17 protein-coding genes are annotated in these 13,856 nt (G+C 42.3%); 2 read left to right on the top strand and 15 right to left on the bottom strand.

The window, feature by feature from the left end; all coding sequences use genetic code 11:
• The first annotated feature begins 295 nt into the window (after positions 1-295).
• Positions 296-2,068 (top strand): aryl-sulfate sulfotransferase, encoded by a 1,773-nt coding sequence (locus tag CCVT_RS01115; RefSeq protein WP_018137440.1) that lies wholly within the window; start codon positions 296-298, stop codon positions 2,066-2,068.
• A gap of 74 nt (positions 2,069-2,142) precedes the next feature.
• Here CCVT_RS01115 and CCVT_RS01110 read toward each other — a convergent pair whose 3' ends face one another.
• The 8 genes from CCVT_RS01110 to CCVT_RS01075 all read right to left on the bottom strand — a co-directional run bounded on the left by CCVT_RS01110 (position 2,143) and on the right by CCVT_RS01075 (position 7,565).
• On the bottom strand, positions 2,143-2,925 hold the full coding sequence (locus tag CCVT_RS01110) for a hypothetical protein (protein WP_018137439.1): 783 nt from the start codon (positions 2,923-2,925) through the stop codon (positions 2,143-2,145).
• Positions 2,926-2,934: 9 nt separating this feature from the next.
• Positions 2,935-3,414, bottom strand: a complete 480-nt coding sequence (locus tag CCVT_RS01105; protein ID WP_155827535.1) for a glycoside hydrolase — start codon at positions 3,412-3,414, stop codon at positions 2,935-2,937.
• Positions 3,354-3,824, bottom strand: coding sequence for a hypothetical protein (locus CCVT_RS01100; RefSeq protein WP_018137437.1), 471 nt, complete (start codon positions 3,822-3,824; stop codon positions 3,354-3,356). The genes CCVT_RS01105 and CCVT_RS01100 overlap by 61 nt, the downstream gene beginning before the upstream one ends.
• Before the next feature lie 290 nt (positions 3,825-4,114).
• A complete protein-coding gene (locus tag CCVT_RS01095) occupies positions 4,115-4,570 on the bottom strand; it encodes a hypothetical protein (protein ID WP_018137435.1) in 456 nt (151 codons plus the stop codon).
• A 12-nt stretch (positions 4,571-4,582) separates the two neighbouring features.
• The gene (locus tag CCVT_RS01090) at positions 4,583-5,467 is read right to left on the bottom strand and encodes a M23 family metallopeptidase (RefSeq protein WP_227898171.1); all 885 of its coding nucleotides are present in this window, start codon (positions 5,465-5,467) and stop codon (positions 4,583-4,585) included.
• Complete coding sequence (locus CCVT_RS01085) at positions 5,385-6,329, bottom strand: hypothetical protein (RefSeq protein WP_026175555.1); 945 nt, start codon at positions 6,327-6,329, stop codon at positions 5,385-5,387. The genes CCVT_RS01090 and CCVT_RS01085 overlap by 83 nt, the downstream gene beginning before the upstream one ends.
• Positions 6,298-7,119: a hypothetical protein gene (locus CCVT_RS01080; protein WP_026175554.1), complete on the bottom strand. Its 822-nt coding sequence runs from the start codon at positions 7,117-7,119 to the stop codon at positions 6,298-6,300. The genes CCVT_RS01085 and CCVT_RS01080 overlap by 32 nt, the downstream gene beginning before the upstream one ends.
• Positions 7,116-7,565: a hypothetical protein gene (locus tag CCVT_RS01075; RefSeq protein ID WP_018137433.1), complete on the bottom strand. Its 450-nt coding sequence runs from the start codon at positions 7,563-7,565 to the stop codon at positions 7,116-7,118. The genes CCVT_RS01080 and CCVT_RS01075 overlap by 4 nt, the downstream gene beginning before the upstream one ends.
• Positions 7,566-8,181: 616 nt before the next feature.
• Between CCVT_RS01075 and CCVT_RS10020 the strand changes: the two genes are divergently transcribed.
• The gene (locus CCVT_RS10020) at positions 8,182-8,307 is read left to right on the top strand and encodes a hypothetical protein (RefSeq protein ID WP_265094872.1); all 126 of its coding nucleotides are present in this window, start codon (positions 8,182-8,184) and stop codon (positions 8,305-8,307) included.
• 48 nt (positions 8,308-8,355) lie between these two features.
• On the opposite strand, the gene dapB is transcribed toward CCVT_RS10020, so the two are convergent.
• The 7 genes from dapB to CCVT_RS01040 all read right to left on the bottom strand — a co-directional run bounded on the left by dapB (position 8,356) and on the right by CCVT_RS01040 (position 13,849).
• Positions 8,356-9,120 (bottom strand): 4-hydroxy-tetrahydrodipicolinate reductase, encoded by a 765-nt coding sequence (dapB, locus tag CCVT_RS01070; RefSeq protein ID WP_018137430.1) that lies wholly within the window; start codon positions 9,118-9,120, stop codon positions 8,356-8,358.
• A gap of 136 nt (positions 9,121-9,256) precedes the next feature.
• Positions 9,257-10,195: an NAD(P)/FAD-dependent oxidoreductase gene (locus tag CCVT_RS01065; RefSeq protein WP_018137429.1), complete on the bottom strand. Its 939-nt coding sequence runs from the start codon at positions 10,193-10,195 to the stop codon at positions 9,257-9,259.
• 10 nt (positions 10,196-10,205) lie between these two features.
• A complete protein-coding gene (locus CCVT_RS01060) occupies positions 10,206-10,658 on the bottom strand; it encodes a hypothetical protein (RefSeq protein WP_018137428.1) in 453 nt (150 codons plus the stop codon).
• Complete coding sequence (gene trxA / locus CCVT_RS01055) at positions 10,658-10,972, bottom strand: thioredoxin (RefSeq protein WP_009649715.1); 315 nt, start codon at positions 10,970-10,972, stop codon at positions 10,658-10,660. Before trxA ends, CCVT_RS01060 begins: the two co-directional genes overlap by 1 nt.
• 71 nt (positions 10,973-11,043) lie before the next feature.
• Complete coding sequence (locus CCVT_RS01050; RefSeq protein ID WP_018137427.1) at positions 11,044-11,382, bottom strand: YraN family protein; 339 nt, start codon at positions 11,380-11,382, stop codon at positions 11,044-11,046.
• Positions 11,382-12,644, bottom strand: a complete 1,263-nt coding sequence (locus CCVT_RS01045; RefSeq protein WP_018137426.1) for a homoserine dehydrogenase — start codon at positions 12,642-12,644, stop codon at positions 11,382-11,384. The genes CCVT_RS01050 and CCVT_RS01045 overlap by 1 nt, the downstream gene beginning before the upstream one ends.
• Positions 12,644-13,849 (bottom strand): LL-diaminopimelate aminotransferase, encoded by a 1,206-nt coding sequence (locus CCVT_RS01040; RefSeq protein ID WP_018137425.1) that lies wholly within the window; start codon positions 13,847-13,849, stop codon positions 12,644-12,646. Before CCVT_RS01040 ends, CCVT_RS01045 begins: the two co-directional genes overlap by 1 nt.
• Positions 13,850-13,856 lie beyond the last annotated feature (7 nt).

The following is a 13,856-nucleotide window of genomic DNA, read 5'->3' as shown; positions in this document are numbered from 1 at the left end:
TAAAATTTATTGGCGATTTTAGCCAAAAGAAGCTAAAAATTTAAGATACCAAGGGCGAGTGATTAAATTTTAAATTTTAGACCTTTTTAAGTTTAATACAATCTTTGAAATGCTAAATTTTAGTGAAATGTTGATGATTTATCGTGAGCGCTTTGCAAATCTTACTCGCTGCGTAAGCGGCCTGACATGGACGCAAACAGCGACAGAAGCGAAGCAAGTGTAAATGATTTATTATAACAAAGCCATTTAAAATCAACACTTTGTCAAAGAGCCTAAATTTTTATAAGGAGAGGACATGAAAAAGACTTCCTTCATCTGCGTTGCACTCGCTTGCGCGCTTGGTTTTGGCGGTGCGTTTTTAGTTCCCGTGCCCGCAAACGCCGCAGTTCTCGCCCATCAGGTCAAGACCCAAGGCGAGCTGGGAACGGTGTTTATCAACCCTTATGACGTCGCACCGCTTACCGCTGTCATCGACCGCGCGGGCAAGGACATCACGGACATCCACGTGCGGGTGCTCGGCAAACCAAACGGCGGCATCGACATCAGCTACAACGTCTCACCCCACGCACTTCTCACGCACGATGGCGTGCCCGTTTGGGGGCTGTATCCGGACTACCTAAACGAAGTCGAAGTGAGCTATAAATTTGAAGGCGTTGCAAAAAAGGAAATTTATAAAATTTACGCTCAGCCTATCGTCACGGTTAGCCGCGATTTTCGCTTTTCGCACATGCAGCGAGCCGTGCCAAAGAAGGTCGATCCGTCGTTTAAAAACCGCCTTTATCTCATCAACAACACCATTACTGGTATCCACAAGCCCCTTGACTGGCGACGCGGCGGGGCTGCCAGCTGGAACGACTACACCGAAAATTTCGTCGTCGACACGCAAGGCGAGGTCAGATGGTATCTGGATTATCAGAAATTTTACGACCGCCACGAGATCGACGTGCGAAACGGCGGCATGATGATGGGCTTTCATCAGCTTGGTAACGGCGATCTTAGCTTTGGCATGGCGCAGCGATATATGCGCTACGATATGATGGGCAAGGAGGTCTATAATAGAGTGCTTCCGCGCGGCTACATCGATCTAAGCCACGAGGTGATGCCGATGCCAAACGGCGATCTGCTCCTGCGCGTGGGCAAATACGACTACCACCATGCCGACGGCAGAGTCTCGCACACGATCCGCGACCATATCTTGCAAGTAGATAGCACGGGCAAGGTCGTCGAGGAGTGGGATTTAAATGAAATTTTTGGCAAGAACGTTTATCGCGCGAACCTCATCAAAGCCCTCGACGCGCGTGCCGTGTGCCTAAACATCGATATGGACGCAAAAGAGATCAAAATCAGCGACGATCTGCCATTTGGCGACATCACTTCAACGGGCACCGGACGCAACTGGGCGCATGTAAATTCCATCTCCTACGACGTGAGCGACGATAGTATCATCTTGTCCTTGCGACATCAAGGCATCGTCAAGATCGGGCGCGACAAAAAGGTAAAATGGATATTGGCAAGCCCTGAGGGCTGGAGCGAGGAATTTAAAGCAAAAGTGCTCGTGCCCGTAGATAAAAACGGCAAAAAAATCAAATGCGAAAACTCAAAATGCGAGGGCGATTTTGACTGGTCTTGGACGCAGCACACCGCGTGGCTCACTGCGCGCTACGACAACAAGGGCAGTGTCAAACACCTAAGCGTCTTTGACAACGGCGACGGACGCGGCATGGAGCAGCCCGCACTCAAAGAGGACAAATACTCCCGCGCGGTCGAATACAAAATCGACGAGAAAAAGGGCACTGTAGAGCAGACGTGGGAGTTTGGCAAGGAGCGCGGATTTGAGTTTTATAGCGCGGTTACTAGCAACGTCGAGTGGCAAAAGGACAAGGGCACATACTTCATATCAAGCTCAAATGTAAATTTACTCCGCCCGGACAAGACGATAAAAATGGTGCTCGTGGAGATCGATCCAAAGAGTAATGATATAAAATTTGAAATGGACGTGGAGTCGGCGTCCCGCGATGATGTCGCGTATCGTGCGCTGGTAATCGATCCGAATATTTTTGGGTATTAAAATTTTGGCGCGGCGGCAAGTCTGCTGCGCCAAAGCCATGGTTCGTTTTATAACAATGAAACGCTACTCATCTTTTATTTAAATTTACCCGTGCTATCGATTAGGTCGTATTGGATGAAGAGGATGTAAATAAGGTCGGTAGCATACTGATAATAGGGTATATAGTAGTCATATTTTCCATATTCTATCTCGTATTCTTTTTTATATTTATCCATAAATTTATTAAGTCTTTTTCCGTATGCAAGCTTATCTTGATAATTTTTTGCTTCATAGTCTTCATTTCCTATACCCAATGTATCTTCAAATGCTTCTTTAAATTTTTCATAATCATCACCAAATATCTTTTTAAAAAGTTCTTTGTCGTTGTCATAAAGCATTAAAGCTAGCTTGGATGAATATTGCTGGTAAAAACCCGCTATACAACCAACCGTTGATGACACAAAATCTCCGCCCAGCTTGATATTCTTTTCATATTCCTTAGATGCAAATATCATGCAATCCTTATTGGTCTCTCTTATTCTTTCCCTGGCTATCTCTAAAGCTTTATATTTTAAATTTGGATTTTCTTTAATGATGATACTATATAGGCTTGCAAAGTAATTATCCCTGAAAGCATTGAAATTTGAATTGCAGATAAAATCTTCAAGAGAATACTTTTTAAATTTCTTGGAGCATTTGAAGCTTGGAGAAACTATGGTATCAATTATATAGTAGTCATATATGGGGTCAACCGGATGATCATCCAATTGATTATTGTACTTATAAAATTTACTTATTGCATCTTGCGGAGTTAAAATTTCACTGGCGATTAAATTTAGTCCTAATAGCAAGGTTGAAATTATTACTTTAAAATTCATTCTTTATCCTTATTCAAAAATTTTAAACGTATTTGCTTCTCTTATTCTCTTATAGGCTGCTTTTCTAGCATCCAGTCCTTTAAGTAAGGGGTTTATTTTTTTAGTTACACTCGTTACTATATCTTCATTATCTGATGCTTGTTTGCTTTTATCTGCTATTAAATATATTTTATTATCTATCCAGTACCACAATGCAGAGTATAAAGCAAATTTAGCATTATCTGCTACTTCTTTAGGACTATCTACAAAATAAGTATTTGTAGATACCAAGCCTTGCTCATAAGCATACCTGCTAAAATTTGTGTAATGAGTTCTGCCGGTTAATTGCTTAATTCCTCTGCCTCTATATTTATAACCGTCTCCTTCTTGTATATTTCCAAGCTTGTATCTCTCGCCCCTATTCTCATCGGCATAGACCAAATTCGCTATCATTTCTTGATCGGCAGTTTTATCTGGGCGTGTATTTTTACTGCTATCTTTGCCATACATATCAGCTTCATCATGATGACTAAAAAATAAGAAAAAGGTGCTCTTTTTCGTTTTTCTCCATTTATAATTTCATCTTTTTCTCTTTTTAGCCTTTCGGCATCATAATTCAAACTCTCCGTCAAAAAGTTTAATCCAGCTCCCACTTCCCCTACACACTGCGCCCAAAAATGCTCCAACCTATCCCTGGTATCCAGCTTATATGTCTTATACATCTGTATGTCGTTATCGTCAAATCTATTAAGCTCATCGACCATCTCTTGCAGTATGCTCTCTTGTTCGGTTGTAGCGTTATTAAATACCGCCTTTAACATATCAAGAGTAAAAGGAAAATCCTTTTGATTTTTGATAAGCTTTAGGGCTTCATTATCTTTTGTATGAGTGTTTCGTTTGGCGGTATCAAAAGCTTTCATAAATTTATCGCCTTCGTCAAAAGTTCTAATTTTACATTAAATTCAGAGTCAATACTTCTCGGTAAAAGTTCCGAGAATTCGTGTAATAATGAGTAATCAGCATAAGCTTCAGCAATAGTAAAATTTTCATATGTATATTTTCCTTCAAGCCATATGATTTTCTCCATCTTTTTGCATTTACCTGTTACAAATTTGCTTTGTATGATTTGGGCACTTAGATCATTTACTACCAACAAAAAACAACGAATGTCAAGAATTTCTTTAGCATGACTGCTCCTTTCTAATTGTTATCAATCAGGCAAATTCCTCGAAGTGTAGTGCTGCATTAAAACATCATTTCCTTCTTTTTTGAATCGATAGATATCGCAAGATTTATAGTGAATTTTGCTTATCGGTTTAAAACTTTGAATAATAAGCTCGTCTTTCGATAGCCAAGTGTAAGTTATTATCCTAGTTCTGCCTTTTTCATAATTATCATAAAGTTCCACTTTTGCATTGAAACCTGAGTGGATATTTTCTATCAAAAAATCTAAATATTCATTTGATAATAAGTAATCTTTATAGACATCGATTACACCAGAATTTTCAAATTTAGGATCATCCATAAGCCACATATCTTTTATAAGTTTTCTGCATTCACCCGTTACAAATTTGCTTTGTATTTTTGGGGCTTGTTCCTCAGCTTGTAGGCTATTCATAGCCAACAAACAATAAAAAACAACGAATGGTAAAATTTTCTTTAGCATGACTGCTCCTTTCTAGTTAAAGCTATTATTGTATCCATCCATTAAAATCTCCAAAGGGTCAGCAAGATCGTCTCTACGCATAAATGGAGGATTACTTCTATTGGTAAGACGAAATTTATCAACAGATAAATTGGCATTTGTAAAGTATTCAAAATGTAGCATGGTGACAAGCTTATCTTTGCCTACTATATCAGGATGTCTGCTGCCATCCATCATCAATCCCGCATATCCTATCGTATCACCCTGCCTTACGAAATCACCTTTGGCAACTTTTTTCCTATCCTTATCTACTTCTCCATATCTGATGATGAAATCACCATATTTACTAGTTCTATGCAGTATGGTGATTTGATGAGTGTCATAATAAAAATCATCAGTATCTAATACTTCACCATCAGCTATAGCAACGATCTCTACATCGGATTTGAATGTATTTAGATCGACACTCTCTTTATCTCTGATATCAGTATATAGATCTCTTGCAGCGTGTTTTCTGCCGCCACCTCTAAACTTACCGAATACAGACTGGGTTGCTGATATATTATTTGTTGCAAGGCTCCAATCATATGGCTGTCCTATATCATTCAATGGTCTTATCTTAAGAGGAAAGATAATCTCCCCGTTATCCGCTACTACTACTTTCACAACCTCATTATCTTTAACCCCGCTCCTTTGTTTGATTATATTGAAAGCCCTTATAAATTTATCGCTATCATTATCGGATATATAAACACCTTTCGGGATATTGTCTTGCTTGTAAGCAAGTGCTACTTTACTCATATCTCTTGAATAAAGCTTGTATGAGAGTTTATCGTTACCAATGCCGTTTTGAGATAGTTGATAAGACGTAGGCTTTGATGCGTAAAGGATAGTATTTAAATCTTCTAGTATCGTCATTGCCTTTGTTTAGACCGGAGTTTATATAGCACTCCTTATCGGAAAGTCTTGCATTCACCCCAGCCCCAAAGATATTATCTTCATCCATATCTTCGAATTCGTATATGATAAGCTTGCTACCCGTAAATTCCAAATACATAGGAATTTTAAAATCAAACCTTATGTGGGTCTTGCCGTAATTTGTTTTAAAGGCTGGTGTATATTCCGGGTCGTTACTTTTAGTAGAGCTTGCTTGTTTATCTTGCAAGTATGCGAATATAACTAAGGAGTGATTTCCCTCTTTTAGCTTTTGAAGCTCTTTTTCGTCTTTTATATCTTTACTAGGATTAAATATAATATCCTTGCTTTCTTGTTCGCTATTTATCGTTGCTACCTTGTCTTTTAGATTTACTACTCCTGTGGGTTCTTTTTTAACCAGTTCGTTAAATTTGTCGGTTTTAGCTATGGCGTAGGCGAATTTCACCTCTTTATAGCCGTTGTCATTTGGGGTAGCTTTATAGTGAGCCTTTATGTCTATATCCTCGTCTATTTTAAAAGGATTTGTGTTATTTGAGCTTAGATGAGTGATGTGATGAAGCACGTTTACGGTAGAGACCTTGTTTGTGAATGTAAATTCGCCTTTTTCTTTGTCGCTTTCATTTAGTGATACGATGGCTATGCTTGATAGTTTATGTATATCCTGGGTAGAGTGGGTCTTGCTTAGATCGCTCGTGTATATGATAAGCTTTGTAGTTCTTTTAAAGGCATTGCTTGATCCGTCTAAATTTAGGTTGAAGTTAAATTTTACGGTGTAAGAGGGCTCTTTATCGGTTCGGGAGCCTTGTCTATCTTTACTCTTTTTCGCTTTGATTGCTATCTTCATTTATCTTGATGTCGGTGGTTTCATATACGCTTTTATCTTCGCAGTTGTGAAGGTAGAGTTTTTTGATGTCCGTTTTATCTCTCCAGTCGTCCGTGATGATGAGATTTGTGAGGATAAGGGTGAAATTTCCTTCGCTTTTGCAAGATTGCGAGCCGATGCTACCGTCCGTTAGCCTTAGCTTTATATCAAACATCCTTGAAGCCTTGCTTGAAAGGATGGAGTAGTTATGCTCCTTAGCGAAGTTGTAAAGGTAAAATTTCATATCCTCAAAGAAGGTTAAATTTAAGATATTGCGATTATCGAATGAAAATTTATCATCAAGCGTAGTAAATAGCCCCTCTTTATCAAGATACATCCTCTCTTCTTCATTGGTCTTTGCGTTTATGACATTTATCGTTTTACTTTGAGCGGACGATTTAGAGGCGTCGTAGTCCATAAGCACCAGCTCGCTCTCGCCTTTTGTCTTGTCCGTGATAAGATCCGGGCAATCAAGCCTAGCCCCCGGTGCTAAAAGAAAAACGATACGGGTGAAACCAGGCTGCTTTATCCGTATGGGTGTGGGAGTGGGGCTAGGGATGACGATTAATATATTAGTCTTTTCACCTTTTTTAAATTCCCCCTCTATGCTTCTTTGCTTTAAGAGCTTATTTATCCTTGCGGCGTTGTGAGACCACGGATTTAACGTATCTACGCAGTAGATGTTTTTAAGAGCGAAGGTATGAGGCGAAGCCTCTTTTAAAATACTATTTATCTTATCGCAAAAGGGCTTTAGAATTTCACCGAATTTCACATACTCGCCGTCAATATTATTTGAAGACGCGGCATACTCTTTAATCGTTCGGGTTTGATCGAGGGAGTTGCGCCTTGTTCCGCCATATCCACATCCCGAGTAAATTTCATATCCTCTTCGTAGCATTTCATATACGAAAGATACGTTTTATCCTTTGCAAATGGGGATTTGGCGATATTTAAAAAGCTAAAAACATCGATACACTCTTTAAACGATACGTCTATATCATTTACATCAGGCGCACTCGAAGCGGCGGGAGTAAAACCGCTATCGCTTTCAAACAAACCGAAGCGGTTTGAAATGACAAACATATCACGGGCTCTTTTCATACTTAAAGAAGCGTTATCGTATCTTAAGGTGTACCAGGTTTTAAGTCTGCTTTTATCACGAAGGGCGTATTTGACATCATCACTAAGGGCGGGTGCGGTTTGATTTGAAATATACATCGACGCCATAAGGGCTAAGATTCTTTGCTACTTTGCGAAGTTTCGTTAAATTCGCTCCGTAACGGTTCAATAGGCGAATATGAGACACTGCCATCGAGATTTTGCCTAAAAAGCTCCAATATCTTTATAAAGACCCTCTGCTTTTGTCTCTCAAAGTTAAATTTAAAGGCGGGAAATTTTCTTTGGGCGCTCGAAGAGGAAGTGTCCTTTTTCTTGGGTTTATCGCCCTTTTTATCAGCAAGACGGATAGTATCCAGATATCTATCTATGGCATTAGCTAAGTTTTCATTTGTTTTTGGATTTACACCTTTTATAGTCTCATAAAGCCCGCTTAGCTCGTTTTTATCTGGAGGAGAACTTTCGTAAATTTCATCGCAGATTATTTTTAAGATATTTTTATCGTTTAGATCAAAGCCGTATCCGATACTTGGCGTTTTAGCATGATAATACGCCTCATTGCCATCGCCTCTTAATATATTACGAGCTTTTTTAAATTTTCAAAAGAGTCGGTATCGATACGCTGCGCAAATGACATAAATTACCTTTAAGTGATTTATCAGTAAATTTTACATTAAAACCACTTAGGGTGGGATTAGATAAAGACGGCAATCAAAAAATGAGAGTCGATTCGCATTTTGAAAAATCCACTCCGCTTACAAAAGAGCAGATCGAGAGCCTCAAAAAGGACGACTTCATCAAAGAAGCGCAGGAAAATCTTAAAAAAATCGATAGCCAAAAGTAGCTAAACGGGCGGTTTGCAAAAGCAAGCCGCCTAAATTTATTCTAAATTTTACAATCCCAAACAATTATATATACTATAAAGCCCGTTTTTTTGCGAGCTAAGCCACACGGCGGCTTTTATCGCTCCTTTGGCGAAGGTCGCGCGGCTTGTCGCGGTGTGATTTATCTCGATGAACTCGCCATCGTTATAAAAACCGATCGTATGCCGTCCGACCACGTCACCACCGCGCACGGCGAGCACTGCGATCTCGTCTTTGCTCCTAGCCCCCACTAGCCCGTCGCGACCCGTGACGATGACGTCTTTTAAATTTAGCCCGCGAGCGTTTGCAGCGTACTCGGCAAGTGTGAGAGCCGTGCCGCTTGGGGCGTCCTTTTTGTGTCTGTGGTGCTGCTCGACGATCTCGATATCAAATTCCGCGAGAGTTTTAGCCGCGAGGCTGGCGAGCCGATTTAGTACGGCTACGCCTAGGCTCATATTTGTGGCGTAAAGGATAGGCATCGCGTTCGCGGCTAAATTTAGCACTCCAGCACCCTCCTCGCCAAGCCCCGTAGTGCCGATAACTAGGGGCTTTGGGTTCGTCCTTGCGTAGTTTATGAGATTTAGCGCGCCCTCTTTTATCGTAAAGTCGATGACCACGTCGCAGTTTGCAAAGAGCTCATTAAGATCATTTGTCACTATGACACCCTCCGGTGCGCTTTCGAGCGGCTCGATCGTGTAAAGTGCAGTTAGCTTCGCATCTTTGCTACCCTTTAAGCAGTTTATTATCATCTGCCCCATTTTACCGCTAGCGCCGTGTATACCGATATTTACCATCGTTTATCCTTTAAAATTTTGGCTAAATTTAGCATATTTTTGGTAAAAATCGATAATCAGACGAGACTAAAGCAGAAATTTATTTTGATGCGGCTCATAAGGCAGAATTTAGCCCTAGGGCTAAATTCTTAAAATTTTAATGCAAGCTCTCGATATAGCTCATCGCGCTAAGTGCGGCTACTGCACCGTCTCCGGCTGCGACGATGACTTGCTTTGGAGCGTCTTTTCTGATGTCGCCTGCCGCAAATAGCCCGGGCACGCTACTTTGCATTTTTAGATCCACATCGACTTGACCACCCTCGCTCATCTTGCAGATAAAAGAGCCGTCTTCAAGCTTTAAAATTTCGTTATTCACATTAAGTCCCACGAAGGTAAAGACGCCCGGCACTTTCAGGTCGCGCTCACCCTCTTTCGTGTTTAAAATAAGCCCGTTTAGCCCTGATTTATCACCGTATGCCTCTTTTATCGTGGCGCTCGTGATGAACTCGATTTTCTCGTTTTGGCGGGCCTTTTGCACCGTTGTCGGAGCCGCACGAAATTCCTCTCGCCTATGGATCACATAGACTTTAGACGCGATATTAGCTAGATAGATCGCCTCCTCTATCGCCGTATCACCGCCGCCAAGGACTGCGACCTCTTTATTTTTATAAAAAAAGCCATCGCATGTGGCGCACGTGCTGACTCCGCGTCCGAAAAACTCGTCCTCGCCTTTAAACCCGGCGCGGCGCGGCACAGAGCCGGTAGCCACGATGACAGCCTTTGCTTGCTCGCTTTTGCCGCCTTCTAGCAAAATTTCAAAGCTCTTATCGGCGTTTTGTCTCACGCCTACGACGTTTGCCCATTTATGAACGAGCCCAAAATGACTGCACTGCGCCCACCACGTACTCATGAAATCAAACCCGCTTTCACCTGGGCTCTTTTGTCCTGGGTAGTTTTCTATCTCCGAGCTTGAGGTGATCTGACCGCCAGGCTCGCCCTTTTCAAACATCACGACATTTTTAAGCCCACCGCGAGTAGCATAAAGCCCGGCACTAAGCCCGGCCGGTCCGCCTCCTATGATCGCTAAATCTAACATATTTTATCCTTTATTTTATCGTTTTTATTTTCGAGTCTTGTTTGTAAATTTCGCCGTTTTGATGCACTATCTGCACGCTGCTTGGCACGCTCGTGATATTTAAGGTATTCATCAGTTTTAGTATCGTATTGATATCCGAGCTTATGTATTTTAGCGTTTCGTTCGAGTCGCCACGCTTTTGAAACATATCCACAGCGATAACGGGCTGGGCTATTTTTTCTCCCGCTAAAATTTCATCTATCTTTGACTGGTTCGAGCTAAATACCAAAATAGTGTATCTAGGCTCTTTTGGCTTGAAAATTTCGCTCTTTTCGTAAAAAACGAGCTGTGAAAAATCTATAAATTTATACTTTGAAAATCGATAATTATTATACGCAAAAACTATCGCTATCATGGCTGCACCGAAAAATGAGCCGAAGATGTACGTTAGAGGAAGCAAGCTTCCCCTATTTTTTAAAGCCATTAAAGAAGTGAATTCAGCTTGTCGGTAATAGCCTGTTTTGACTGTGCGCCGACCATTTGATCGACTACTTCGCCATTTTTGAAAAATAGCAATGTCGGGATCGATCTGATGCCGAATTCAACCGCCAAGTCCTGCACTTCATCGGTATTTACCTTGCAAATTTTAGCTTTGCCGTCAAAATCCTCCGCAAGCTCCTCGATGACTGGGGCTAGCATACGGCAAGGTCCGCACCATGGCGCCCAAAAATCGACGAGCGCGACGCCCTCTTTGGCGACATTGAAATTTGCAGTTGTAAGCTCTATGTATTTTCCCATTGTTTCTCCTTTGTTTTTTAAATGGTGTGATTATACACCAATTTTTCTGAATTTTTTCTAAATAATAATTTTTATAAACTAATATTTTCTATCAGCTCGAATTCGTCTTTTTTTATGACGAGCAAATCGATCTGAAAATCAAAATTCCCGCCATTTTTAAGCAAATAATAATCGACCGCTTTTAAAATTTTAGCGTATTTTGACGCGGTCAATCTATACTGCGCTTCGTAATCGCCATCAGTCGCCTTGACCTCGATAAAGTGCAAAATTTCATCTTTTAAGGCGATGATATCTATCTCGCCGAATTTTGAGTGAAAATTTCGCTCGATTATTTTAAATTTCAGCCTCTCTAGGTACCTACTGGCCTTATCTTCCGAGCTTTTGCCAAAGAGATACTCTCTAAGTCCCACTACTCTTCGATCCTTATCATAAACGGATCTTCTTTTATGAAATTTTGCTTTTTCAAAAGCCCTATTACGCTTTTGACGTCAGCCTCCAAGCTCGTATGCGTCGTGAAAAATAGCGTTACCTCGCCCTCGCTTTTGGTGACTGGCTTTTGTAAAAAGCTATCGATAGAAAGGTGATTTTCGCTCATCAAATTTGTGATCTTCGCCAGCACGCCGACCTTGTCCTCGACGCGCAGTCTAAAATAATATTTCGTGCGAATTTCATCTTGAGCAAGCAGCTTGAGCTCTTTTTCAAGGGGCGATTTGTAGCCTAGCATAGGGGTTTTAAGCCCTCTTGCGATGTCGATTAGATCGCTTATCACGGCACTTGCCGTAGCCGCTCCGCCCGCTCCAGCGCCGTAATACATCGTCTCGCCGACCGCGTCACCTACGACGCTGACTGCGTTCATCACTCCATCGACCTTGGCTATCATCTTGTCTTTTGGCACAAGGGCCGGATGCACGCGCAGCTCGACCTTTTCGCCTACCTTTTTGGCGATAGCCAGCAGCTTTATCACGTATTCAAAATCATTTGCGAAAAATATATCCTCTTTCGTTATCCGCTCGATGCCCTCGATCAAAATATCCTCGGGATCGCCGTGCACGCCGTATGCGATGCTGGCAAGGATAAGCAGCTTATGCGCCGCATCAAAGCCGCCGATATCAAAGGTAGGATCGGCCTCGGCATATCCTAAATTTTGAGCGGTCCTCAGCGCTTCGTCGAAATTCGCTCCGCCGTTCATCATCGATGTAAGGATAAAGTTGCTCGTGCCGTTCATTATGCCTTTGATCGAGAGGATATGGTTTGCACTTAGCCCTTCGCGTAGCGTCTTTATGATAGGTATGCCTCCGGCCACGCTCGCCTCAAAGCCAAAGGGCGTATCGGCGGCTAAATTTTGCAGTTTAAAGCGGTGATATGCCAAGAGCGCCTTATTCGCGGTGACGACCGCTTTTTTGCGTTTTAAAATTTCGCTCACCACGCGGTAAGGCTCGTCCACTCCGCCCATAAGCTCGACATAAACATCGATATCATCGCGCTTTATAACACTATCGATATCGGCGCTAAGCGGTATCTTCACGTTTCGCTTTTTGTCTAAATTTCGCACCACACCAACGACCGGGATTATCTGCTGGCCGCTTCTTGCGGTAATGATCTTTTTATTTTTTAAAAGGATATTAGCGACCTCGCTACCGACGACGCCAACGCCCAAGATTGCTACATTCATTAAAATTCTTTCAAATATTTTTTGACATTTCTGGCCGCTTGACGGATACGGTTTTCATTTTCTATGAGAGCGATCCTGACGTAGTCGTTGCCACCTTCGCCAAAGCCCACACCGGGGCTCACAGCTACGCAAGCTTTTGTCAGTAGCTGCTTTGAAAACTCAAGGCTTCCTATGTTGCCTACTTGCGGCGGCAGCTTCGCCCAGACAAACATACTGGCCCTTGGCTTTTGCATGCTCCAGCCCACATTTTCAAAGACTTCGATAAGCACATCGCGGCGCTTCTCGTAAATTTTGCAAATTTCGCTCACACACTCTTGCGGCCCGTCAAGTGCCACGGTCGCACCGACTTGTATCGGCGTGAACATGCCGTAGTCAAACCATGATTTGATCTTTTTAAGCGCAGCGCAAAGGCGTTTGTTGCCGCACACGAAGCCTACGCGCCAGCCTGCCATATTGTAGCTTTTTGAAAGCGTGTAGCACTCCACCGCGACGTCTTTTGCCCCATCGACCTCAAAGATACTAGGCGTTTTGTAGCCATCAAACGTGAGGTCCGCATAGGCGATATCGGAGATGATGTAAAATCTCTCTTTTTTAGACATCGCTACCAGTCGCTCGTAAAAGCTCTTTTGCACGGTGACTGTCGTTGGATTGTGCGGGAAATTTACAACTACATATTTTGGCTTTGGCGAGCTGGCGTGGATAGTTTGTTGTAAATTTTCAAAAAATTTATTCTCGTCAAGCTCAAATTTTTCATTATAAACTAGCGGCATCTTTGCGACGTTCCCGCCGGCGATTATAAAAGCTTGCGTGTGTATCGGATATGCAGGATCCGGCACTACGGCGACGTCGCCCGGGTTTATGATAGCTTGAGTAAGATGCACGAAGCCCTCTTTGCTGCCCATGACCGCCACAGCCTCGGTATCCGGGTCTAAATTTACATCGTATTTTCGCTTGTACCAGTTGCAAATAGCAAGACGAAGCTTGTAAATTCCGGCACTCGCCGAATATCCGTGCGTTTTATCCTTTTGCGCGCTCTCACAGAGCTTATCTACGATGTGCTGAGGCGTGCGGCCTTCAGGGTTTCCCATCGAAAAATCGATGATGTCCTCGCCATTTCTACGTGCGGCCATTTTTATCGCATTCACCTCGGCAAATACGTAATTTGGTAGCCTCTCGATCGTGTTGAACCTAATCTCGTCAAACATCGCTTCC

This window comes from Campylobacter curvus, assembly GCF_013372125.1.
Taxonomy (GTDB): domain Bacteria; phylum Campylobacterota; class Campylobacteria; order Campylobacterales; family Campylobacteraceae; genus Campylobacter_A; species Campylobacter_A curvus.
Note: the sequence above shows the minus strand (reverse complement) of the source record. Positions and strands in the feature narration are given on the sequence as shown.